The 24,359-nt window shown below is 42.6% G+C and carries 22 protein-coding genes, 1 CRISPR repeat array and 1 riboswitch; of the genes, 15 read left to right on the top strand and 7 right to left on the bottom strand.

What is annotated here, in order from left to right:
• Positions 1–28: 28 nt before the first annotated feature.
• Positions 29–2,700: a CRISPR direct-repeat array (repeat unit 36 nt; unit sequence GTTTCGGTACTCTTTCAGTTTTCGGTATAGGAAAAC).
• Positions 2,701–2,842: 142 nt separating this feature from the next.
• Positions 2,843–2,965 (bottom strand): hypothetical protein, encoded by a 123-nt coding sequence (locus CSV79_RS17315; protein ID WP_255407439.1) that lies wholly within the window; start codon positions 2,963–2,965, stop codon positions 2,843–2,845.
• Between the two features lie 137 nt (positions 2,966–3,102).
• On the opposite strand from CSV79_RS17315, the gene CSV79_RS11400 reads away from it, so the two are divergent.
• From CSV79_RS11400 to CSV79_RS11355, 9 genes are all read left to right on the top strand, one after another.
• Positions 3,103–4,125, top strand: a complete 1,023-nt coding sequence (locus CSV79_RS11400; protein ID WP_304442591.1) for an ABC transporter ATP-binding protein — start codon at positions 3,103–3,105, stop codon at positions 4,123–4,125.
• Positions 4,103–5,029, top strand: coding sequence for an ABC transporter ATP-binding protein (locus tag CSV79_RS11395; protein ID WP_099689179.1), 927 nt, complete (start codon positions 4,103–4,105; stop codon positions 5,027–5,029). The genes CSV79_RS11400 and CSV79_RS11395 overlap by 23 nt, the downstream gene beginning before the upstream one ends.
• 12 nt (positions 5,030–5,041) lie before the next feature.
• Positions 5,042–6,010, top strand: coding sequence for an oligopeptide ABC transporter permease (gene opp4B / locus CSV79_RS11390; protein WP_099689178.1), 969 nt, complete (start codon positions 5,042–5,044; stop codon positions 6,008–6,010).
• Positions 6,011–6,022: 12 nt separating this feature from the next.
• The gene (locus CSV79_RS11385; protein WP_099689177.1) at positions 6,023–6,910 is read left to right on the top strand and encodes an ABC transporter permease; all 888 of its coding nucleotides are present in this window, start codon (positions 6,023–6,025) and stop codon (positions 6,908–6,910) included.
• 20 nt (positions 6,911–6,930) lie between these two features.
• Complete coding sequence (locus tag CSV79_RS11380) at positions 6,931–8,661, top strand: oligopeptide ABC transporter substrate-binding protein (RefSeq protein ID WP_233201427.1); 1,731 nt, start codon at positions 6,931–6,933, stop codon at positions 8,659–8,661.
• A gap of 530 nt (positions 8,662–9,191) precedes the next feature.
• Entirely contained in the window at positions 9,192–10,121 is a 930-nt protein-coding gene (locus CSV79_RS11370) for a S66 peptidase family protein (RefSeq protein WP_099689181.1), read from the top strand.
• Complete coding sequence (locus CSV79_RS11365; protein WP_099689174.1) at positions 10,122–11,231, top strand: mandelate racemase/muconate lactonizing enzyme family protein; 1,110 nt, start codon at positions 10,122–10,124, stop codon at positions 11,229–11,231.
• Positions 11,224–12,108 (top strand): C40 family peptidase, encoded by an 885-nt coding sequence (locus tag CSV79_RS11360; protein WP_158232522.1) that lies wholly within the window; start codon positions 11,224–11,226, stop codon positions 12,106–12,108. The genes CSV79_RS11365 and CSV79_RS11360 overlap by 8 nt, the downstream gene beginning before the upstream one ends.
• Positions 12,109–12,169: 61 nt before the next feature.
• Entirely contained in the window at positions 12,170–12,649 is a 480-nt protein-coding gene (locus tag CSV79_RS11355; RefSeq protein WP_099689172.1) for an acyl-CoA thioesterase, read from the top strand.
• Positions 12,650–12,931: 282 nt separating this feature from the next.
• Here CSV79_RS11355 and mscL read toward each other — a convergent pair whose 3' ends face one another.
• Positions 12,932–13,315 (bottom strand): large conductance mechanosensitive channel protein MscL, encoded by a 384-nt coding sequence (mscL, locus tag CSV79_RS11350; protein ID WP_099689171.1) that lies wholly within the window; start codon positions 13,313–13,315, stop codon positions 12,932–12,934.
• A gap of 11 nt (positions 13,316–13,326) precedes the next feature.
• Positions 13,327–14,004 (bottom strand): phosphatase PAP2 family protein, encoded by a 678-nt coding sequence (locus tag CSV79_RS11345; RefSeq protein WP_158232521.1) that lies wholly within the window; start codon positions 14,002–14,004, stop codon positions 13,327–13,329.
• Positions 14,005–14,283: 279 nt separating this feature from the next.
• Between CSV79_RS11345 and desA the strand changes: the two genes are divergently transcribed.
• The 4 genes from desA (at position 14,284) to CSV79_RS11325 (ending at position 18,521) form a co-directional block, all read left to right on the top strand.
• Complete coding sequence (gene desA, locus CSV79_RS11340; RefSeq protein ID WP_099689169.1) at positions 14,284–15,330, top strand: Delta(5) desaturase DesA; 1,047 nt, start codon at positions 14,284–14,286, stop codon at positions 15,328–15,330.
• Between the two features lie 113 nt (positions 15,331–15,443).
• Positions 15,444–16,571, top strand: coding sequence for a sensor histidine kinase (locus CSV79_RS11335; RefSeq protein ID WP_099689168.1), 1,128 nt, complete (start codon positions 15,444–15,446; stop codon positions 16,569–16,571).
• Positions 16,572–16,576: 5 nt separating this feature from the next.
• Complete coding sequence (locus CSV79_RS11330) at positions 16,577–17,188, top strand: response regulator transcription factor (protein WP_099689167.1); 612 nt, start codon at positions 16,577–16,579, stop codon at positions 17,186–17,188.
• Between the two features lie 22 nt (positions 17,189–17,210).
• Positions 17,211–18,521, top strand: coding sequence for a D-serine ammonia-lyase (locus tag CSV79_RS11325; RefSeq protein ID WP_099689166.1), 1,311 nt, complete (start codon positions 17,211–17,213; stop codon positions 18,519–18,521).
• Positions 18,522–18,694: 173 nt separating this feature from the next.
• Here CSV79_RS11325 and thiW read toward each other — a convergent pair whose 3' ends face one another.
• Genes thiW through thiM form a run of 4 tightly spaced genes read right to left on the bottom strand, consistent with a single transcriptional unit; the run spans position 18,695 to position 21,465 of the window.
• Entirely contained in the window at positions 18,695–19,183 is a 489-nt protein-coding gene (gene thiW, locus CSV79_RS11320; RefSeq protein ID WP_099689165.1) for an energy coupling factor transporter S component ThiW, read from the bottom strand.
• Complete coding sequence (gene thiE / locus CSV79_RS11315; RefSeq protein ID WP_099689164.1) at positions 19,180–19,857, bottom strand: thiamine phosphate synthase; 678 nt, start codon at positions 19,855–19,857, stop codon at positions 19,180–19,182. The genes thiW and thiE overlap by 4 nt, the downstream gene beginning before the upstream one ends.
• Complete coding sequence (gene thiD, locus CSV79_RS11310; RefSeq protein WP_099689163.1) at positions 19,857–20,672, bottom strand: bifunctional hydroxymethylpyrimidine kinase/phosphomethylpyrimidine kinase; 816 nt, start codon at positions 20,670–20,672, stop codon at positions 19,857–19,859. The genes thiE and thiD overlap by 1 nt, the downstream gene beginning before the upstream one ends.
• Positions 20,673–20,694: 22 nt before the next feature.
• On the bottom strand, positions 20,695–21,465 hold the full coding sequence (thiM, locus tag CSV79_RS11305) for a hydroxyethylthiazole kinase (RefSeq protein WP_099689162.1): 771 nt from the start codon (positions 21,463–21,465) through the stop codon (positions 20,695–20,697).
• 62 nt (positions 21,466–21,527) lie between these two features.
• A riboswitch (TPP riboswitch) is annotated at positions 21,528–21,629 on the bottom strand.
• 190 nt (positions 21,630–21,819) lie between these two features.
• On the opposite strand from thiM, the gene CSV79_RS11300 reads away from it, so the two are divergent.
• On the top strand, positions 21,820–23,016 hold the full coding sequence (locus CSV79_RS11300) for a DUF3238 domain-containing protein (protein WP_099689161.1): 1,197 nt from the start codon (positions 21,820–21,822) through the stop codon (positions 23,014–23,016).
• Positions 23,017–23,245: 229 nt separating this feature from the next.
• Entirely contained in the window at positions 23,246–24,340 is a 1,095-nt protein-coding gene (locus CSV79_RS11295; protein WP_099689160.1) for an endospore germination permease, read from the top strand.
• The last annotated feature ends 19 nt before the right edge of the window (positions 24,341–24,359 follow it).

The raw sequence follows: 24,359 nt of genomic DNA, 5'->3' as shown, positions 1-24,359 counted from the left end.
AATCGGAGGTCTATCCTTATGAATACGAGTTTCGGTACTCTTTCAGTTTTCGGTATAGGAAAACAATACATGATATAATTGTATTAACAAGTAAGTTTCGGTACTCTTTCAGTTTTCGGTATAGGAAAACATTAGGCTTCATGATTCACCACCGCCTTGTGTTTCGGTACTCTTTCAGTTTTCGGTATAGGAAAACTCTTATCATCTGTTGGCTGTTCAACACGCCGTTTCGGTACTCTTTCAGTTTTCGGTATAGGAAAACAATGGAGTTGATTTCTCGTCTATCCATCATGTTTCGGTACTCTTTCAGTTTTCGGTATAGGAAAACCAATTTATAAAGGTGACGATTTACTAGTAAGTTTCGGTACTCTTTCAGTTTTCGGTATAGGAAAACTATCAAAGCGGCATCGACATTGAATTATCTGTTTCGGTACTCTTTCAGTTTTCGGTATAGGAAAACAACAGCAAAAGAAAGAAAAAGAGGTTCTTGGTTTCGGTACTCTTTCAGTTTTCGGTATAGGAAAACTTACGCGGGTTGCTCTCCCGCTCTCGTCCAGTTTCGGTACTCTTTCAGTTTTCGGTATAGGAAAACTCACGTTGCTAGGATGGGAAGAACAGACAGGTTTCGGTACTCTTTCAGTTTTCGGTATAGGAAAACTGAAACAGAAGGTGGACTCAATCTTGATACGTTTCGGTACTCTTTCAGTTTTCGGTATAGGAAAACAACGTTGGATAGCCAAGCTGATCAGACACCGTTTCGGTACTCTTTCAGTTTTCGGTATAGGAAAACTAATAGTTGGTGGTACTTCTTCCACCACTTGTTTCGGTACTCTTTCAGTTTTCGGTATAGGAAAACTATTCCGTTCAGGTGGAGTACATGGGCAGGGTTTCGGTACTCTTTCAGTTTTCGGTATAGGAAAACAATTTCGCCCGCGGCTTTCGGCCCCATCTGGTTTCGGTACTCTTTCAGTTTTCGGTATAGGAAAACGACTCCACTGCTCAACAGTTGGCAGATACTGTTTCGGTACTCTTTCAGTTTTCGGTATAGGAAAACAGAAGTCGGTTTAATCTATCAAAGCACCAGTTTCGGTACTCTTTCAGTTTTCGGTATAGGAAAACGCTATTTGTGGATGCGCGAGACATTGACGGTTTCGGTACTCTTTCAGTTTTCGGTATAGGAAAACTATCAACTGTCAACAATTATCTACTTTATTGTTTCGGTACTCTTTCAGTTTTCGGTATAGGAAAACACTAACAAAATCCGACCAAGCATTAGCCGAGTTTCGGTACTCTTTCAGTTTTCGGTATAGGAAAACGCAAGGTCGAAACCTACGGCGGCAAGCTAGTTTCGGTACTCTTTCAGTTTTCGGTATAGGAAAACTTGGCGCGTATCAAAGTTAGGTCTAACACGGTTTCGGTACTCTTTCAGTTTTCGGTATAGGAAAACTTGACTTCGCAAACAAAGATATTTATATCGGTTTCGGTACTCTTTCAGTTTTCGGTATAGGAAAACTCAAAATAACCGCAAAACTCAAATATCACGTTTCGGTACTCTTTCAGTTTTCGGTATAGGAAAACCTGGAGAGGTTTGGTATGTATTTGAGCCGGGTTTCGGTACTCTTTCAGTTTTCGGTATAGGAAAACATTGCGGCAGCAACATGATTTGGCAGAATGAGTTTCGGTACTCTTTCAGTTTTCGGTATAGGAAAACATACGTGACTGTATTCGCACCAAGTTCGACGTTTCGGTACTCTTTCAGTTTTCGGTATAGGAAAACTTGGCAGTCTCGCTATAAAAACCTAGCGGAGTTTCGGTACTCTTTCAGTTTTCGGTATAGGAAAACTAAACTAAATCACCGTCGCGCAGTTCTCTGTTTCGGTACTCTTTCAGTTTTCGGTATAGGAAAACATAACGCTAAATGGTTACTTAATATGTTTAGTTTCGGTACTCTTTCAGTTTTCGGTATAGGAAAACACAAGGTGACTAATGGATTCATGAATGAGGGTTTCGGTACTCTTTCAGTTTTCGGTATAGGAAAACGAAATCGGAGGTCTATCCTTATGAATACGAGTTTCGGTACTCTTTCAGTTTTCGGTATAGGAAAACCGAAAGCCGCCGCAGCCAAGCGCGCGCACAGTTTCGGTACTCTTTCAGTTTTCGGTATAGGAAAACTTACGACCTCTGGGTTATTGCTTCCAGCTTGTTTCGGTACTCTTTCAGTTTTCGGTATAGGAAAACAAACGATGGATGAGATCAACCATTGAGCAAGTTTCGGTACTCTTTCAGTTTTCGGTATAGGAAAACTACCCCTTACCGTTACGCCCATTATACATAGTTTCGGTACTCTTTCAGTTTTCGGTATAGGAAAACAGCTTCTCTTTAATTCCGTCAACCATTCCGGTTTCGGTACTCTTTCAGTTTTCGGTATAGGAAAACCAATGCTTTCCCTGCAACATATCGCGTTGTGTTTCGGTACTCTTTCAGTTTTCGGTATAGGAAAACTTGAAGTACGTCGGTGAGTACCCCTTAATGGTTTCGGTACTCTTTCAGTTTTTGGTATAGGAAAACCCGGTGTGTGTAAACTGTGACCAGCATCTAGTTTCGGTACTCTTTCAGTTTTTGGTATAGGAAAACTTGGTGTGGTTAACGACCACCGAACACCGTGTTTCGGTACTCTTTCAGTTTTCGGTATAGGAAAACTGAAACGCGCCCCACTGTTTACCTTTTCAGTTTCGGTACTCTTACAGCCGTCAAAAGTAAATATAGGTAGCATAAATTTGTAATGGTCACCACACGATAAATGATTTTAACAATTCATGAATTAACAGGAGTTTTAAAAAATTTAACTTCCAAAATATAACATCGGACCGAATGACTGACGAATTTCAGTTATTCGGTTTTTTTGTTGTTCTTTGGCGCTCATAGAAAGTGGCCCCGCGCTCATGGAAAGTGTACGTGTGCTCATAGGAAGTGGCTCCACGCTCATAGAGGCACAATCGTACCCAAAAAACTATCCACAAATACAGAAAAGTGGATAAGTTTTTAATCACTATGCATAATTTACCGGAATATATTCACACTATCTACAAAGGAGTTGATGAAGTGGAGGATAACTTGCTAACTATCCACAAACTGCGAACATCTTTCCTAATTGATGGTGAATTTCACCGGGCTGTGGATGGAGTTTCGTTGACTATCCACAGAAATGAAGTAGTAGCGATTGTCGGTGAATCGGGCTGCGGGAAAAGTGCGCTCGCTTTATCGATTATGGGATTGCATCCAAAGGAGCGCACTCGTATAGAAGGGTCGGTCGAGTTTCAAGGACAAAACCTACTACAGTTATCTACTGCGAAACTCAATCAAATCCGTGGCAAACAGCTCGCGATGATATTCCAAGACCCGATGACTGCCCTGCATCCGTTGTTGACAGTAGGTCGGCAAATTAAAGAAGTGATGGATGTCCATCTGCCTTTATCCACAAAAGAGAAGAAACAACGTGTGTTGCAGTTGCTTGAACAAGTCGGCATCCAAACTAGTGCACAAGTCTATCAACACTATCCCCATGAACTGTCCGGCGGCATGCGACAACGCGTACTGATTGCGATGGCATTAGCTTGTGATCCTGTTTTATTAATTGCGGATGAACCGACGACTGCGCTCGATGTAACAATTCAGGCGCAGATCATGGAACTGATGAAAGAGTTACAGCAACAATCGCAAGCGGGAATTTTATTAATTACGCATGATTTGGGTGTAGTAGCGGAAATGGCAGATCGAGTGGCGGTCATGTATGCAGGAGAAATTGTTGAGCTGGCAACGGTTCATGAATTATTTCATCATCCACTTCATCCGTATACTCGCTCTCTTCTTCACTCGCTCCCTTCTGGTCAACAGCAAAAACTGCATGTCATTGACGGGATGGTTCCCGCAATAGAACGTCTTAAGCGTAGTGGGTGTCGTTTTGCACCACGTATTCCATGGATTTCGAATGAACTGCATGAAGATGATCCTGTGTTGCGAGAAATAGCCCCTGGACATTATGTTCGCTGCACTTGCCATCAACACTTCTACTTACCTGCAGACAGAATAGGAGATGAAACGGATGCCCCTTTTACAGCTACATAATATGACGGTTCCATTGCCGCAGAAAAGAGCGTTCATTAAACGGGCTCATTCAGTAGTTCCTATTGTGGATCGAGTGAGTCTGCAACTTTACAGAGGAGAAGTGTACGGACTCGTTGGTGAATCTGGTTGTGGAAAGTCGACAACTGCGCGGGCGATGATTGGGCTCAATCGTATAACAGAAGGGCAAATTCTTTTTCAAGGCGAGGATATAGCATCCCTATCACGCAACAAACGAAGGGAACAAATGAAGGATATGCAAATGATTTTCCAAGACCCTTATTCTTCGTTGAATCCACGAAAAAATGTCTGGAATAGTATTGCAGAACCACTGCGAAACTTTGAACGACTATCGAAAGAAGAAGAATTACGGAAAGTTCAAGCGCTAGTGGAACGGGTGGGTTTGAATCCCGAGTCACTCTATCAATACCCCCATCAGTTTTCAGGCGGTCAGCGACAGCGTATCGGCATCGCCCGAGCGCTCGCTTTGCAACCGAAACTACTTATAGCGGATGAACCAGTGTCTGCACTTGATGTATCAGTACAAGCACAAGTACTAAATTTCATGAAAGACATACAGCAAGAGTACGGGCTAACGATGTTGTTTATATCCCACGACTTAGGAATCGTCCGCCATATGTGTGATCGCATTGGCATCATGTATCAAGGACGCCTCGTTGAAGAAGGGACAGTAGAAGATATTTTCGAGCGACCGTGCCATCTTTATACGAAGCGTTTACTAGCTGCGGTTCCAGAAATGGATCCAGATAAACGTCTAAAGAAGCTTCAGGAACGCCAGAGAATCCAGCATGAATATGAACAGCAAGTAGATGAGTTTTTTGATGCGGCTGGTCGTGTAAAAGAGTTACGCAAGATTACTGCTACGCACTCTGCGGCTGTGAAGTGAGGAGGTACGAAAATGATCGCATTCATAATCAAAAGGACCTTCCTAATGATTCCACAATTACTATTATTGAGTGTGCTTATTTTCTTTTTAGCCAAACAGATGCCGGGTGATGCTGTGACGGGGGCATTTATGGGAAAACCGAATGTCTCAGCTGAACAGATGGAGAAGATTCGGCAACAACACGGTTTGAATGATCCATGGATTGTTCAGTACGGGCGTTGGATTGGAGACGCTATTCGAGGAGATTTCGGGCAATCATTCGTGCATAAACAACCCGTTACACAATTACTGGCGGGGCGCATTGAAAACACGATTTGGTTATCGTTAGCAACGCTGATTGTTACGTATTTACTTGCGATTCCACTTGGCTTAATAGCAGGTAGGTGGACAGGTGGCTTCGCGGATCAATTGATTGTCACGTATAACTATGTGTCATTCGCAACACCTGTGTTTGTTTTTGCATTGTTGATGCTGTACGTCTTCGGCTTTGTATTGGATTGGTTTCCGAGCGGGGGAAGCGTCGATATTCGAATGGAAGAAGGCTCCATGGAATATATGGGGGACAAACTGAAGCATTTAGTACTACCGGTGTTGTCAGGCTCGCTTTTATTGACGTATTCGACGGTGCAGTATTTGCGCAACGAAATTATTGAAACGAAAGTGAAGGATTTCGTCAAAACAGCTCGGGCCAAAGGGGTGCCGGAGAATGTTGTGTACAATCGGCATATATTGCGCCATTCGATGTTGCCAATTGCCGCATTTTTAGGCTATGAAATAACAGGATTAATAGCCGGTTCTGTATTTATTGAAACGATTTTCAGCTATCCGGGACTCGGACGATTGTTTATTGATTCCATTATGGCAAGGGATTTCACGGTGGTGACTGCACTGGTACTTATTTCGGGTGCAGCAGTAATTGTCGGGACGATGTTGTCGGATATCATTTTGAGAATAGTCGATCCGCGTATTCGTCTTGGATGAGGAGGGGAGGCAATGATGCGTTCAAATGAAGCGAAAACAGAAAATCGCACGTTCCTATCTATGATTGTACATGAAATTCGGCATGATCGGCTTGCGTTCTATTCAATACTTTTACTCGCTTCCATAGTAGTAATCGCTTACTGTTCACCACTCTTTCTTTCCATCGACAGTATCACGAGAATCGAATTATCACGAATTTATCAACCACCGTCCACTAGTTACTGGTTCGGAACAGATGATGGAGGACGGGATGTTTTTGGTCAGTTATTACTAGGGGCTAGAAACTCGTTGACCATTGGTGTTTGTGTAACATTGCTTGCTGGTTTATATGGAATAGTGATTGGTCTGCTTGCGGGTTATTACGGGGGAATTGTCGATCAAATAATTTGTCGAGTTCTTGATTTTCTTATGATTTTGCCTTCGCTGATGATCATTATTGTATTTGTTGTGATCGTGCCGAATTATAGCGTCTTTAATTTCATTCTTATTATGAGTGCCTTCGCCTGGTTCGGAAAAGCACGTCTCATTCGATCAAGGGGGCTTGCGGAGCGAGAACAAGAATATATTCAAGCTTCCAAAACGCTTGGAACACCGGATTGGAAGATCATGTTGTTTGAATTGCTACCGAATTTGAGTTCGCTCATTATTGTCAATATGACTCTGACGCTAGCAGGTAACATCGGATTGGAGACTGGTTTGACATTTCTTGGTTTCGGCTTGCCGTCCGGAACACCATCACTCGGCACATTAATCGCGCTAGCTAAGAATCCGGATATTGTTCAAAACAAATGGTGGGTGTGGTTGCCCGCAGCTTTGCTAATTTTAGTAATTATGCTATGCATCAATTATATCGGTCAAGCAGTCAAGCGAGCAGCGGACGCGAGGCAACGCATCGGATGAAGGAGGAGAATGGTTTGCGAATGCAGTGGATCATACTAGTGATAGGTATTTTATTGGCTGGCTGTTCGGATGCACAGTCCCGTGTCGTAAAGGATCTACCCTCATTTCCCCTTGACGTATCCAATCAAAATCCACCGTTAGATAATGGGGAAATGACCGTCGCGTTAGTCAGTTCAGATCCGTTTGAAGGAACGCTTAGCCGACCATTTTACAGTGGTTCATTTGATGCGGAAATCATGACTTGGTTTGACGAATCGCTACTTTCAATAAACAGTGATTTTGAGATTACGAATGAAGGTGCTGCGACATATGAGTTGTCTGAAGATAAGCGGACAATTACTTTACGCATAAAAGAAGGCGTCTATTGGCATGATGGTGAACCTGTCAAAGCGAGTGATTTACTATATGCCTATGAATTATTAGGTCATCCTGAATATGCAGGAGAGCGCTACACGTTTACGATTGAAAATGTCGTTGGGATGGATGCTTATCATGCAGGTCGAACAAATACGATTGCTGGAATCCGTGTTCCCGATGAACGGACAATTCATGTGACTTTCAAAGAGGCGACTCCCTCGATCTTGACAGGTTTTTGGTCCGTTCCAGTGCCACGACATCATGTAGGAGATGTAACGGCAGGCGAGTTGACGATGAGAGAACTGGAAGCATCCGATAAAATACGTGTTACACCCATCGGTTTCGGTCCGTACATTATTGTTAAAATTGTGCCAGGTGAGTCCATTTTATTGGAACGCAATGAAAATTACTGGCGAGGCCGACCGCAACTGCAATCGGTTGTGTTAAAGACAGTGAATGAAGCAGTTGTCGTGGAGTCGTTGAAAAAAGGTGATGTGGATATAGCCAGAGTACCTGTGGATCAATATGAAGCGGTAAAGAAGCTAGGTAATATTGATTTGCTTGGAGACTTGGACATGGCCTATAGCTATATTGGGTTTAAACTCGGTATATGGGATGAGAAGAAAAAAGAAAATCGAATGAATCCAGACGCAAAATTGGCGAATAAACTTGTTCGCCAAGCAATGTGGTATGCGCTTGATAATGAGTCAGTCGGGATGTATTTGTACCATGGTTTGCGCTTTCCAGCGACGACACTGATCGTTCCTGTATTTGATTCGTACCATGACGTGGAGAATCTGGGACGTCCATATGATCCTATAAAAGCAAAAGCTTTACTCGATGAGGCGGGCTATATCGATGTGACAGGGGACGGCTACCGGGAAGATCCTAACGGTAAGCCGTTCATTCTGCATTTCGCTTCGATGGCGGGAGGAGATGTAGCAGAGCCAATTGCGAAGTATTATATCCAAAATTGGGCAGACATCGGTTTGCAAGTAGAATTAACGGACGGCCGTCTGCATGATTTTCACTCTTTTTATGAGTTGGTGAAATCAGATGATCCTAAAGTAGATATTTTCCAAGGTGCGTGGGGGACGGGTTCTGATCCTGATCCGTCGGGGTTATATGGACGTCAGGCGCTGTTTAATTATTCACGGTATACGAGTGATTTGAATGATCAGTTGCTGAAGGCGGGAACATCCGAAAAAGCTTTTGATACGGAGTATAGGCAAGCAATTTATAAGGATTGGCAAGCGTTGATGGTAGAAGACGTGCCGCTCGTACCAACGTTGTATCGCTATGAGTTACTTGGCGTGAATAAGCGTGTGGTAAATTATTCGATTGATTCGAGATCTGAAAATCGACATGTATGGAAGTGGGGCGTGTCAGAATGAATATGGATGGATGATGCGACTACGCGCTCATAGATCGTGGTAGTCCGCTCATTGAATCCGTCCGCGCGCTCATAGGCCTTGGCTTCGCGCTCATAGAATCTGGCCGCGCGCTCATAGCCCTTGGCTTCGCGCTCATAGACCTTGTCCGCGCGCTCATAGGCCTTGGCTCCGCGCTCATAGACCTTGTCCGCGCGCTCATAGGCCTTGGCTCCGCGCTCATAGAATCTGTCCGCGCGCTCATAGACCTTGGCACCGCGCTCATAGCCTTGGCCCCGCGCTCATAGGCCTTGGCTTCGCGCTCATAGAATCTGGCCGCGCGCTCATAGCCCTTGGCACCGCGCTCATAGACCTCGGTCGCGCGCTCATAGCCCTCGGCCCCGCGCTCATAGAATCCGTCCATCCGCTCATAACCCCACCACTTCGCGCGTATAGTTTTCATCCAAATATAAAATTACCGCAATCCAAATTTGGAACTGCGGTAGTAAGTATGTCCTTTGCTGAATATGATAGAGTAGGACGTAGAAAGGGTGATGAATAGAATGATTCGTCCAGAACGATTAGTAAAAGGTGATGTGATTGGGATTGTAGCACCTGCTAGCCCAGTTGCACGTGAACAAGTAGAGCGTTCATTTTCATTTTTAGAACAACTCGGACTGCGCTATAAAGTTGGACAGTCCGTGTATGCAAAGAATGGCTATTTAGCGGGTTCTGATGAAAAGAGACTAGCTGATTTACACGGGATGTTTAAGGATCCCGAAGTAAAAGGGATTATCTGTGCGGGCGGAGGCTATGGTTCTGCGCGTTATGCAGAACAGCTCGATATGGAATTGATTCAAGAAAATCCGAAAGTGTTTTGGGGATTTAGCGATATTACGTATTTACATACGGCGATTCGGCAGGGAACGGGCCTTGTTACATTCCACGGACCGATGCTGGCTTCCTGTGTTGCAAAAAAAGAGTTTCATGAACTGTCAGGTAAAATGTTCGGACAACTATTGGCCCCTGTGGAAGTTCACTATTCTCAAGCAATTTCGCCACTAGATGCAATAGTTGGCGGTGTAGCGGAAGGGGAAGTTGTTGGAGGTAACTTGACACTACTTGCAAACAGTATTGGTAGTGAATTTGAGATACAAACCAATCGAAAGTTATTGTTCATTGAGGATGTTGGGGAAGAGCCGTATAAAGTAGATCGCTTATTGAATCAACTGAGGCTGGCGGGTAAGCTTCGCGAAGCAGCAGGTATCATCATAGGGGACTTTGCTAAAGCTGAACCAGCTACTAAGGGAGCAACACTTACGTTAGACGAAGTGTTTGCTCATTACTTCAGCAACTTAGGTAAACCTGTTGTTAAAGGTTTCCGAATGGGACACTGTGAACCGAATATCGCTATTCCACTTGGTGTTAAAGGACGTTTGGATGCCGATGAATTAACGTTGACTATTTTACCAGGAGTGAAGTGATTGAAAATTCGCACCGTAGAAACGTTTTTGGTGCATTCACCGCTACGTAAACCATTCATCACAGCGCTACGTACCGTTCATACAGTGCGGTCTGTAGTTGTGAAGATTACTGCAGATAATGGCATGATTGGCTGGGGAGAAGCGGTACCGACACATGTAATTACAGGCGATTCGCTTGGCAGTATTCGTTATGCTATTGATCACATTTTGGCACCGATGCTAATAGGACGGGATCTTACGAGGCGTGAAACGATATTTGAACGCATGCGCCGCGTGATTATTGGCAATACGAGTGCGAAAGCGGCTGTTGATATGGCACTTCATGATTTACTAGGGCAGTTTTGCGGATTGTCGGTAGCCAAGTTATTGGGCGGTTATCGAAAGGCTTTGGTGACTGATCTGACGGTTAGTATCGGTACACCCAATGAAATGGCGGATGAAGCAGCTGAGCACGTGGCAAAAGGATTCACTACGTTGAAAGTGAAAATGGGTACAGGGAATTTTCACGAGGAAAGGGAACGGATTCGAACCATTCGTCAGCGTGTGGGTTCAGAAATCATTATTCGTGTAGATGCTAATCAAGGCTGGAAATCAAAAGAAGCAATTCGCATCATTCAACAGTTTGAAAACGATGGATTTGATATAGAACTAATTGAACAACCAGCTGCCGCGGACGATATAGAAGGATTAAGAGAAGTGACAAAGAGTACGTCGACGCTCATTATGGCGGATGAATCATTGTTTTCTGCAGTAGATGCGCGTAAGTTGCTAGCGTTACGTGCTGTAGATGTTTTGAATATCAAATTGATGAAGTCGGGGGGAATCCACGAAGCCTTGAAGATCATTGCATTGGCAGAGTCGTATCGTGTGGAGTGCATGGTTGGTAGCATGATGGAAACGGCAATCGGGGTGACAGCTGCTGCGCATTTGGCAGCAAGTCAGCCGAATGTTACCCGAGTAGATTTGGATGCACCGCTTTTAGTAATGGATGAATTTACGGCCGGCGGATTGAAGTACCAAGGGTCCGTTATTGAATTCAGTGAGTCCCCAGGTCTTGGTTTTGATACAGAACGAATGATTACGTGGGTGAAGGAGCATGCGTGTGAATGAGTGTTGGGTATGTGCGGTCAGTGTAGCGGCTGTTTGGACAGATCCAGATGCTGCTCGTCTAGTGGATCTTCCCGCTTTGGATCATCCAGTGCAGTTGGAAAAGTGGCTTGGGCAACTGTCATTTCAAGAGCGTCTCGCTTTAAGTACAGAGAAGCGTATTCAGACGCAACTTTTATATGGTGAGTCCGTCATCGTGGAAGATGTAGTGGGAGATTGGGCAAAGATTATTGCAACTTCGCAACCTTCGCAAAAAGATCCGCGCGGTTATCCTGGCTGGGTACCACTTGTCCAATTGTCGATGCGAGAAAAACCACTTGCACGACAATTTGTCAGAGTGACTGCTCGCGAAGCATGGATTACAGAGTTAACGGGAGAACCATTTCTACGTGTATCTTTCAATACCGTTTTCCCTTGCGGCCTGCCCCATGGGAAACGAATGCGTGTGTGGACTCCGCATGGTTGGAAGCTTATTGGTGTTTCTGTTGTTGAACGATTAGATGAAATAACTAACCCTAACCCACTAACTGTAGGCAGTAAATTTATCGGATTACCGTATTTATGGGGTGGTATGTCTGCATGGGGCTTTGATTGCTCAGGGTTCATCTATAATCTATGGAAGGCTTGTGGTGTCTTATTGCCCCGTGATGCTTGCGATCAAGCTAAGACTGGTAGACCTGTCTCGCGTAAACAAGAGGAATGGCAGCTAGGTGATTTGTTATTCTTTAGTACCAATGAAGATACGATTATAAGCCATGTAGGAATGTATGCAGGAAATGGACGTATGCTCCATGCACCGTCTACTGGAAAATCAGTGGAGCAAATAGATCTAACTTTATCTGATTATGCGGAGAAACTAATTAAGGTTCGTAGGGTGTGAATGGAGAACTTCCTCTGCTTTGCTATACTGTAGAGAAGGAATCCATAAGGGAGTTGTCGTAATGTCTGAAAGAAAATCAATGAGCAAATCTAGAACAATTCAAAGCAAACTAGTCTTGCCGCCAGACACCAATCACATTCAATCCATATTTGGAGGAAAAGTATTAGCTTATATCGATGAAATTGCTGCTATATGTGCAATGAAACATGCGGGCACGAGAGCGGCAGTCACAGCATCCATCGATTCAGTCGACTTCGTTTCACCCGCATTGTTAGGAGACGTCATAGAACTCGAAGCGATTGTCACTTCAGTCGGACGAACGTCTATGGAAGTATTCGTATCTGTGCATTCCAAAAACTTAGTGACAGGTGAAGTGAAGCTAACGACAGAGTCATTCTGTACGATGGTGGCGGTAGATGATACGAATCGACCGATCCCGGTTGCTGACATTTATCCCGAAACGGAAATCGAACAACGTTTGTATGACACTGCACCCGCAAGAAGAGAACTACGTCAGCAGAGACGATTGATGAAATATTAAGTAACGTAAAAACAGCAGCAAATGGAGTGGCTGGAACCACTTCATTTGCTGCTGTTTGTTAGTTTTTTTAGTTATTGCTGCTGAATGTACGAACTAAGCCTAGTATAGTTCCACCTAGGATAAATGCAAACAACGCATACATGATGTAAACGAACCACATGAATATCCACTCCTTTAATCAGTATCCTGCCTATCATTGTATCACTGAGCAAGTCGCGTTGCAATGGCGTTTGTCAGACAATTATGTCGGTAGAGCGACTAAATGCGCGGATGATATTTATTTTATTGTTGCTTCTTCAATAAATCACGGATATCAGTTAGCAATTCTTCTTTCATATCCAAAGGTTTTTCTTCTGGCTCTTCGACAGGCTCAGGTTCTTTCATTTTAAATTTCATAAGCACACGTAGGAAGACGAAGATGGAACCTGCTACAATTAAGAAATCAATTATGGATTGAATGAATAGACCATATTTTATTTCAGCATCATCAACTGTATAACTCAATCCAGAAAGATCCAGTCCGCCCAATAAAATACCAATAAGCGGTGTCATAATATTTTCAACTAGTGAAGAAACGATTGTACCAAATGCCGCACCAATTACGACACCTATTGCCAAATCAAAAATATTCCCTTTAAACGCAAACTCCTTAAAATCTTTCCACACACACATCATCCTTAACGATAACTTTTTCTTTCTTTACTAAGTGCTGTTTTACTTTGTCTTTGATGTTGAAATTGCTGATACATCGCAATGGAAGCAATTAGCCACACCATACTCGCAAGCATACCACCGACGATGTCACTAGGGTAATGAACACCTAAATAGATCCGACTCAGAGCAATCATAACAATCATCACAGTAGCCAAGATCACAACGACTACACGACTCCAAGTAAACCGTAAATTCCGCCATACGATATACGCTAGGATCGTATACAAACTAAACGCCATCATCGTATGACCGCTCGGAAAGCTGTAGCCCGTAATTTCAATCAAGCGATAGAAGTCAGGCCGCTCCCTTTTGAAAATAAATTTCAGCACTTGATTCAAAATACCCGTTCCGGCTAAAACTGAAACTAATAAAATTGCTTGTGCGCGATATTGTAACCGTAGCAGAATAGCTAATGCGAAAACGGCGAGCAGTACGACGACAGCTGTCGAACCAATCGTTGTAAAAGCCTTCATAATTGCCGTCAGCCAAGTAGTTTCTGCACCTTGTACAAAATCGATAATCGGATCATCAAAACTAGTAATTGTATGTAAATGAATAGACCGGGCAACAAGCGCAAAAAAACCTGTCAAGAAGATACATATCAACCAAATAATCAATAAACGGAGAGATAATTCACGCACGACTAACATCCTTTCTATATCAATTACATTCTGAACGAAGCTTAAAAAAATGTACAGTGAAAGATTGAATAGTGCCAACTAAATTCCCGCTCACGAATTCAACTATCTACTATCCAAACGTATCCGGTCAAAAGGGTACGTTTTTTGACGTGCTGTCATAGATGTCATGGGCGATATGACATTTGTCATATCAAAGTCATGACATCTATGTCTACCGCAAGAAGTAGATGCGCGGTATTCTTAATGTAATAGCAAACCCACTAGGAGGGAAAGTCAACCATGAGTAAAGAGAAAACGAAGCAGCTGCACAAGGACGTCGCACCTTTCGCGAAATCAGATCTAAAGAAAAGTATTGTACAGATGCTGAACACGATTCCACCTATTTTTGTTTTATGGTTCTTAGCTTATCAAAGCATTGAGGTTTCTGTAGTGTTAACAGTTGCCTTATCTATCGTGGCTGCGTTCTTCGTAGTCCGCACATTCATTATCTTCCATGACTGTACGCACGGTTCATTCTTCCGCGATAAAAAAGCAAACAACATTGTCGGAACAATCACTGGCGTCCTAACATTATTTCCTTACGAAAAGTGGAAAAGAGAGCACTCAATCCACCATGCATCTAGTTCAAATTTAGATAAACGTGGTGTTGGAGATATTTGGGTATTGACAGTTGAAGAATATGAAAATGCTTCTAAGCTTACGCGCCTAGCTTATCGTTTCTATCGTAGTCCTCTAGTGTTGTTTGGATTTGGACCTTTATATTTGGTACTAATCACAGGTCGTTTTAACCGTAAAGACGCACGTAAGAAAGAGCGTATGAATACGTATCTTATCAATATTATCTTAGTCGCATTATATAGCGTACTTATCGCAGTGGTTGGCTGGAAAGCATTCTTGTTAATTCAAGGTACGATGATGTTCACAGCAGCTGCACTTGGTATTTGGTTGTTCTACATTCAACACACATTCGAAGATTCGTACTTTGAAGAAGAAACGGATTGGGATTATGTAAAAGCTGCTGTTGAAGGTAGCTCTTACTATCAATTACCACGTGTTCTACAATGGGCAACAGGTAATATCGGTTTCCACCACGTACACCACTTAGCACCACGTGTACCGAACTATAATCTTGAAATGGCGCATGAATTAACACCGCCATTGCATAAAGCAACGACAATCACGTTGAAAACTAGTCTTGAATCATTACGTTATCGCTTATATGACCCAGTGAATAAAAAGTTCATTACGTTTAAAGAAGCGAAGCAATTTGCGGAAAAGAAGAAATTGTCATTAGATCTAAAACCAAAACGTACAAGATTACAATAAACAGGCGAGAGAAGGACTTCCTTCTCCGCCTTTTTCTTTTGTAGGAATAGCTTCAGTAGGTTAAATGTGCAAATACTTGCTATAATGAACTAAAAAGGTGGCGATGACAAGCAATGCGCAGTTGGTACAGTATTTTCCCGAAAAATCCATGGCTCAGCATTTACGCGTGGGTCGTGTTTTGTATACTACCATTCTTTTTTATTTTACGAAGTGCATCACCGTTTGATTTGATGATTGGTTTTACACTTTTAGTTTTCTTTTTCTTATCCTACTATTTTTCTACTAAATCTCAAAGTGGGCTCATGTATATGTGGATCAGCTTTGAAATTGTTATTACCGTCTTAATGACATTGTTGTTTGGCTATGTCTACTTATCTATTTTCATTGCCTTTTTCATTGGGAATATCCGAAATTCTGTAGGCTTTTTCATTATTTACGGTTTACATATTGCGATTTTAATCGGTGCAGTCGTTGCAGGCTTCTTTATTGATATCCATTTGTTTTTACCACAAATCCATTTTATAATCATCACCATTATTGGGGTCGTGTTACTTCCATTCAATTTATATAATCGACAAAAACGCGAACGGCTTCAAGATCAGTTGGAAGTTGCAAGAAAGCGCATATCGGAATTAACGATTGTTCAGGAGCGTGAACGAATTGCGAGAGATCTTCATGATACGTTAGGTCAAAAACTCTCCATGATTGGCTTGAAAAGCGATTTAGCTGTTCGTTTAATTGAACGGGATAAACAGGAGGCTGTGGCAGAACTGCAAGATATTCGGCAAATATCTAGTACCGCGTTGAAAGAAGTTCGAGTATTAGTTAGTGGGATGCGCCGAGTGAAGCTGAAAGATGAATTAATTCGCGTACAGCAATTATTGAAGGCAGCAGAAATTGAACTAGCTATCGAAGGAGATCCGAACTTTCCGGACATGTCCCCCATCGTGGAAAATGTTTTGGTTATGTGCTTAAAAGAGGCTATAAATAACGTGGTCAAACATAGCTACGCTAAGCGGTGTTGTATCGTGTTTCAACGTACAACGAAAGAGTTTACTATTAAAGTAAAAGATAATGGCATTGGGATTGCGCAAAATGGAGTCAATCTACCAGGCAACGGATTAGACGGTATGGAAGAACGGTTAGAGTTTGTAAATGGCAAGCTATGGATTGCTAATGAAGAAGGAACGGAACTTGAAATTACGGTTCCAGCGGTATTAAAGCAAATAAAGGAAGGGTGATTGGTATGATCCGCATTGTAATAGCAGAAGATCAAAGGATGATGCTCGGTGCGCTAGGGTCGTTGTTAAATTTAGAAGAAGATATGGAAGTCGTCGGTATGGCGAAAAATGGTCAGGAAGCAGTGGATCTAGTGAAAAGTCTGGCACCTGATATTTGTATTATGGATATTGAAATGCCAATTAAAACGGGCTTAGATGCAGCAGAAGAGTTACAGGATTTGGATTGCCAAATCATCATTTTGACGACATTTGCAAGAGCTGGATATTTTGAGCGGGCGCGTAATGCAGGGGTAAAAGGCTATTTGCTGAAAGATAATCCGATCGAGGAATTGGTACGGTCGATTCATTCCATTATTAAAGGTGGACGAATTTACGCGCCAGAACTAATCGATTTAGCATTTGATATGAAAGAAGAAAAGAAGAATCCGTTGACTGAACGTGAAGCGGAAGTTTTAAAGCTAGTATCTGAAGGTAAGACGACGAAGCAGATTGCGGCTGAATTATTTCTGTCACCTGGAACTGTGCGGAATTACGTTTCAACTATATTAGATAAACTAGGTGTTCGAAATCGAATTGAAGCGATTTCGATGTTCCAAGAAAAAGGCTGGTTTAAATAATTAATAAGGAGCGATCGATTGAATGAATCATCTGACGCAAAGTGATTGGATAGCCAAACTACCTTTATTACAGGCCGTTATGGAGAAGAAAGAAGTGTTATGGCGCAATCCTGCTGTTGAGCCTATGGCGACTGGGTTGGCTAAGACTAACTTATCAAAAGTACATGTAACAGATGCTAGTGAACGGTTGAAACGATTTGCACCTTATCTAGTAAAGGTATTTCAGGATACTGCGGAAAACCAAGGTATCATCGAATCACCAATTACGCCTATTGCTACAATGAAGAAAGTACTTGCGAAAGAGTATGCGATCAACATTCCAGGAAAACTCCTATTAAAACAAGACAATGCCTTGCCGATTTCAGGTTCAATTAAAGCACGTGGTGGAATTTATGAAGTATTGAAGCATGCTGAAACATTGGCGATTGAAAATCAGTTACTTAACGACGCACTAGACTACAGTCAATTTGCAGAACCTGCGTTTAAAGAGCTGTTTTCAAAGCATAAGATTGCGGTTGGCTCGACAGGGAATTTAGGGTTAAGTATTGGCATTATGAGTGCAAAATTAGGATTTAACGTCACGGTACATATGTCTGCTGATGCCAAGCAATGGAAGAAAGATCTATTGCGTTCTAAAGGTGTTCAAGTCGTTGAGTATCAAGATGATTACAGTAAAGCGGTAGAAGAAGGAAGACGTCAAGCGAACGCAGATCCAACGTGTCACTTCGTTGATGATGAAAATTCAACAGACCTTTTTATGGGTTATGCAGTCGCTGGGGAACGGGTGGCGAATCAGCTAAAAGCGCAACAAATTATAGTCGATGAAGAACATCCTTTGTTCGTCTATTTACCTTGCGGTGTAGGCGGGGGGCCAGGCGGTGTGGCATTTGGATTAAAGTTGGCATTCGGCGATCATGTGCATTGCTTGTTTGCGGAACCTACACATTCGCCATGCATGATGATCGGTATGATGACTGGGCTACATGATCAAGTATCTGTAGCTGACTTCGGTCTAGATAATAAAACTGCAGCTGACGGTCTAGCGGTCGGCACAGCTTCTGCATTTGTCGGTAAAACGATTGAGCCATTGCTAGCAGGTTGTTACACAATCGAAGATCAAACCTTATTCAAATTGTTGAAGAAACTAGCTGACAGTGAAGACATTTGGCTAGAACCTTCTGCACTAGCTGGAATGATAGGTCCGGTGCAAGCGATACAGTCCACTCTGCCGTTAGCCAATTCACCGCAAGCGACGCATCTTGTATGGGCAACAGGCGGGAATATGGTTCCGGCAGAAGAAATGAAAAGCTATTACAAACAAGCAGGAAAATAATTCGCGTTATTTCCCGGGGAATCGACAGGCAATTTGTATGTGAAAAGTATATTATTTCACTGTGTCCCAAGCCGCTCAGGCCACGCCCTCAGGAAAGCATCTTTTTATCTTCAATCCAAAAGCCACAGAGAAACCTCTCTATGGCTTTTTTGTATCGCTTTATGTAACGGATTTTAACGCAAGTTTTGAAACATTTTTAACTTCAAAAGTCGGGGAGCGAGTAGTAGACCGATGATCGTACCACTGATTGTTGACACCAAGAATGGTGGGAAAAAGAAGAAGGCTGTTACGGTTGTGCCCATTAAAATCTTCGCATACGGAACAGCGAATAAAGGAGCGATCAAACCTGTCCCTATAATCTCCCCAATCCCTGCACTCCAATTCTTTTTATATGCCTTATATAAGACACCTGCTAAAAGGGCACCAATCATACCACCGGGAAAAGCGAGCAACGAGCCAGTTCCGGTTAGCACGCGCACGAGACCAGTCATAAAAGCTACAATGACTGCAGGAATAGGCCCCATGACGATTGCCACAATAACGTTCACGGCATGCTGGATTGGATAGGCTTTTGCAATGCCGGCAGGGAAAGAAACGAAAGCAGAACCAGCGACTGCAATCGCGACAAACATAGTCATAAAAATCATTTTACGTGTATTCATAAGGACCTCTTTAAGTTTTTCATTAGTGATTTTATTTCTTCGGAAAAAGCTTGTGTAGCCTTTAACGGGTGTTCAGCAGAAGCGATTGAAGAAATAATTGCGATGCCGTCAGCCCCTGTATGGAAAACTGATTCTACGTTATTCATAGAAATGCCGCCGATTCCAACAAGTGGTATAGAAGGAAACGCAGTGCGGATTTCTTTAATGAGTACAGGTCCTACAACTGCAGATGCATCCAATTTTGTCGTAGTCGGATAAATAGGGCCGAGTCCAACATAGTCAGCACCTATGGACTCTGCAAGACGTACTTCCTCTACATTATGAGTAGAGACACCTAACCATTTATCTGGGCCAATACGTTCGCGTACAAGAATTGCTTGTTCATCATCTTGACCGACATGTACGCCATCTGCATTAAGTGCTAGTGCAAGGTCTACATCGTCATTGATGATAAAAGGCACGCGGTAAAGTCTACATAAGGCTTGGCACTTTCTTGCAAAGTTTAACAACGCTTCACCTTCTAATGCACCTTGTCCTTTTTCACGTAACTGAAAACAAGTAATTCCCCCACGAAGAGCTGCTTCTAGGACAGCTAACGGTTCGCGAGTACCTACATTTTGCGTACCCATTATAAAGTACAAACTCATTGCGTTTCGTACATCCGTGTTCCGCATCAATTCATCTCCTGATTCAACTTGCTATAAGCCCAATGATTCGTAGGTCCGTGTCCAGAGCCGATACGTAGGCCGTTTTCAATCGCGGCTTGGATAAATTGTTTTGACTCAGCAACCGCGTCAGGAAGGGAGTAGCCTTTTGCTAAAAACCCTGTCAAGGCTGCCGCGAATGTACAACCCGTTCCGTGTGTATCCTTTGTGTGTACCCAAGGAGTTGTCAGTGTGAATGACTGACCTTCGCTATCGACGTAATAGTCTTTTGCTTCTAGTACATCGTTGCGGTGTCCGCCTTTCATGACAACAGCTTTTGCACCTAACCCAATAAGTACTTGTGCAGCTTGCTGAATCTCTTCATCTGTTACAATTTTCATCCCCGTTAGTACTTCAGCTTCTGGAATATTAGGTGTCACAATCGTAGCAAGAGGAATCAAGTGATCTTTCATAGCTTGTATCGCCTCTAGTTGCAATAATGATTGCCCACCTTTAGCAATCATGACTGGATCAATTACGAGTGGAATCGGCGGATATTCTTTTAGGGCAGTAGCAATCGCTGTAATAATTTCTGCGGAGAACAGCATGCCTGTCTTACAAGCTTTCACATCAAAATCATCCAGTACCGCTCGAACTTGTGCGACCACGCCTTCTATGGAAACCGGATAGACCCCATGAACGCCTTGTGTATTTTGTGCAGTCACTGCGGTTAGGGCAGATGTGCCAAATACTTCGAGTTCTTGAAACGTTTTTAAATCTGCTTGGATACCTGCTCCACCACCACTATCTGAACCTGCGATGGTTAGCGCCACTTTCACTGTCAATGAAAAAACCCCCTTACGTTAGTTATACTAAGAACGTTTTTATTTCACGATCTAATGTATGTAGTGTATTTAAGAAGTGCATAGCAAAATCACCAGGCCCCGTTGAAACTTTAGCTGTTTCTTCGCCTACTCGTTTATAAAATGAAAGTTCCTCTGCAGTTGCTTCTAACGGCTTTTCTATTCCTGCAGTTAAAAATGCACCTACTACAGAACTAAGCAAGCAACCAGTACCCGTTATATTCGTCATCATTGGGTGACCGCCTGTAATGGTTAACGTAGAGTGTCCGTCGGTGACAATGTCTACTTTACCGGATACAGCCACGAGACATGTATGCGCGAGTGCGACCTGTTTTGCAATTTTTTCTATATCCGCGTTACCTTCGCCTGCATCCACGCCTTTAGCATGCCAAGGAATATCAGCGATTGCGGCTAGCTCACCAGCATTACAGCGAATGACAGTCACATCAACTTCTTTTAATACGTGTAAGACACTTGCTTTACGGAAAGGTGTCGCTCCTGCACCGACGGGATCTAATACAACTGGTTTCCCGGCCGCGCGCGCACTTTTTCCTGCCAAAATCATCGCATCTACGGTTTGTTGTTTTAACGTGCCGATATTTAGGACACTACAAGCCGCCACTTTCGCGATATCTTCTGCTTCTTCTATAGCGTCCGCCATCACCGGAGAAACACCAAGAGCTAATAGTCCGTTTGCTTGGAAGTTGGCTACGACGAAATTTGTAATGCAGTGAATTAGCGGTTGATCTTTTCTAAGTTGTTGAATAAGTTGCATGTTTCTCTTCCTTTCCCTAAAGGTATATATACAAAAAACCCATACAAAGATGGGCTGTTGGGTACGCGAACTACCCACTTCCCTCCGCTAGCATGTACTAGATCAGGTTCCAAGGGTTTGCATAACTACATCTCAGCCGACTGACGGCACCCCTAGTGGTGAATATGAATCAGACAGCCCAATTATAACATACACATCTAAAAGGATAAAACGATACTGCAATGAGAAGAATACATTATATGAAAATGAGTGATTACGCATAGGGAAGACAGTGTGATTATGTGTGAGTTTTACATAATTACGTAAATGAAAACAGCCCGTTCAAGTGAAATTGCTAAAAGGAGTAGATAAAAGATGAAAGATTTATTCGAAATTCAACGGATGAAGCATTCATTAGAGGATTTATTTTTTGCCTGGACAGATAGTGGGGATTACTATCGTGTCTATAAAAATAAACAGCAAATATATGAAGGTAACGTGGCAGAATTTACCGATGGAGAACTTGATCCAAGACAACCATTTCAGTATACGATTGAGCGGATAGAAGAAGGGCAAACGAAAGATGTCATTGTTATTCAAACCTACGCTTTAACAGAAGTAAAGGAGGATGAACATCCTTTGCAACATTTAGTCATTACAACGATTGTCGCTTCTTCGCAGATCGCTTTATCTTGGGAACGAATTAAAGGAGTAGAAACATTTGATATCCATCGTAACGGTGAATACTTGCAGACGGTGGAAGATAACCGTTTCATAGATCGTGAAACCGGTCTATCTGAGTCTGTCACCTACAGCGTATCGGCTACTCGTCCATTGATTGACAGCAATCAGCAAATGAATGTTAGCAAATCGATTGCAGCTACACTATTTGAAGCTGTTATACCAACGAGCACGAACAATAAACCGACAGAAGAAATCTATACATTCTCTGTTCGTGTCAATCGCCGTGATCAATTATTACGGCCTGTTGCGGATTGCAAGAAAGTAAAAGAAGTAGCACGATGGAAGTTTCGCTATACCACATTTTTGAAAGAAGATATCATCAAAAATCCGAATTTCTTGTCACCGTACCTGTACTTTACAGGGGATGACCGGGATTTTGGTGCGCATGGTAAGAGTTTCCGGACCCGTGTTGACATGCAAGGCGAATTTACGGCAGGACAAAGTTCGCTTTCGTATACAAAAGCAACTGGCCCAACAATTGGTTTGAATTATGCAAAGCGCTATAAACGACACGGCCATGCTTCAGTAGATGATATTGTAATAGAGCGCCTAGACGCAAAGCCAACAGATATTCATTTTACTATTTCTCATGATGTCGGCAATCCACTGACAGCTTCACCCCCGATTCACTATGAAGTAACTGGGTATCTTGATCGGGAAGGTAATATAGATCTAGTGGGCTATCATAATATCTCGCCCCATCATGAAATCTATCTTTCGCTCGATGATCAGGAGTGGCAGGCCGCACATCTCGCAGAAAGTGAAGGGCTAGCCTATTTGTCGGGTGTGCCAGGCAATAACTATTGGCGCTATACGACGTGTACCTAATGCAGTAACAAAAAACGCTGTATTCCTATTTGGAGTACAGCGTTTTTTTGTGATTACAGTAATCTGGCTGAAAAAAGTTCTTAAACTCTATTATGCGAGTATGCTAGAAATGTAAAAAAGACTGCTGTACGAAAATAGCATCCTTACCCTTAAAACCATCGCCCAGTAAGTATAATTCCATGTATTATTGTCAAGGCTGAATGATATAAAAATGTTAGAGGGTTTTCATATGAACAAAATAGGATCTATAAGCGTTTTACATGTTATTTTCCTGTCAATGACAATGATTGGTTTGAAAAACCATGTAACTATTATTCCATCGCTACTAAAAGGCGCAGGAAGGGATGGATGGATATCTATTCTACTAGCTACTATTGCAATCTTTCCTTGGCTTTTTTTAGTACTTTACATCCATAAGAAATCAAAACAACAATCACTAACAGAGTGGTTGGAAAAAAGTATTGGAAAAGTTGCTTCAGCCATTGTCCGGTATGTGGTAGCCATCTTTTTACTTATTATGGCCGCATTTACATTGGGTGAGACAATATTGTGGATTAAGTCCACCTTTTTACCGGAATCATCCATATTACTACCGTTAATCGTTTTTACCATTCTATGCATCCTACTTATTACGACAAACTTACAAACGATTGCAATGGTTAACGTGCTCGTTCTCTTTTGGGTCGTTGTCTTAGGTTTTTTTATTGCATTTACAAATCTACAAGTAAAAGATTATACGTTGCTCCAACCTTTTTTGGAACATGGATGGCAACCTGTTCTAACAACGACAGTGTTTGCTGCATCCGGTTTTGTCGAGATTCTGCTGTTCCTGTTCATCCAACATAAAGTCAAAGACCGTATACGATGGTATCATTTTGCGGTCATGCTATTTATTTTAATGGGGTTAACTATGGGTCCGACCATTGGAGCCATAACGGAGTTCGGTCCAACTGAAGCAGCGAAACAAAGATTTCCCGCCTATGAAGAATGGGCGCTTGGGAAAGTCGGACGATTTATCGAACACTTTGACTTTTTTTCGATTTATCAATGGCTGACTGGCGCATTCATAAGAGTGGGGCTTCTTTTATTCATTGCAGCGGATTTATTGAAGATGACGGGAGATAGACAGCGAATTTGGAAAATACTTGCGCCAGCTTTTTTCTTTATGACCCTGTCGTTAGCCCCTTTGGGTGACCGTCTATTTCATCTTATTAAAGGAGATTATTTATTGATAATTACCTTTTTCTTCATGCTTTTACTCTCTCTTTTTTTAGGAATTATTGCCCTCGTTTCAGGAAAGTCATCTCAGAAGATCAAAACATAAAATCTATTCAGAAGATGGT

The organism is Sporosarcina sp. P13 (assembly GCF_002743055.1).
Taxonomy (GTDB): Bacteria; Bacillota; Bacilli; order Bacillales_A; family Planococcaceae; genus Sporosarcina.
This window is presented reverse-complemented; position numbering and strand designations above follow the sequence as displayed.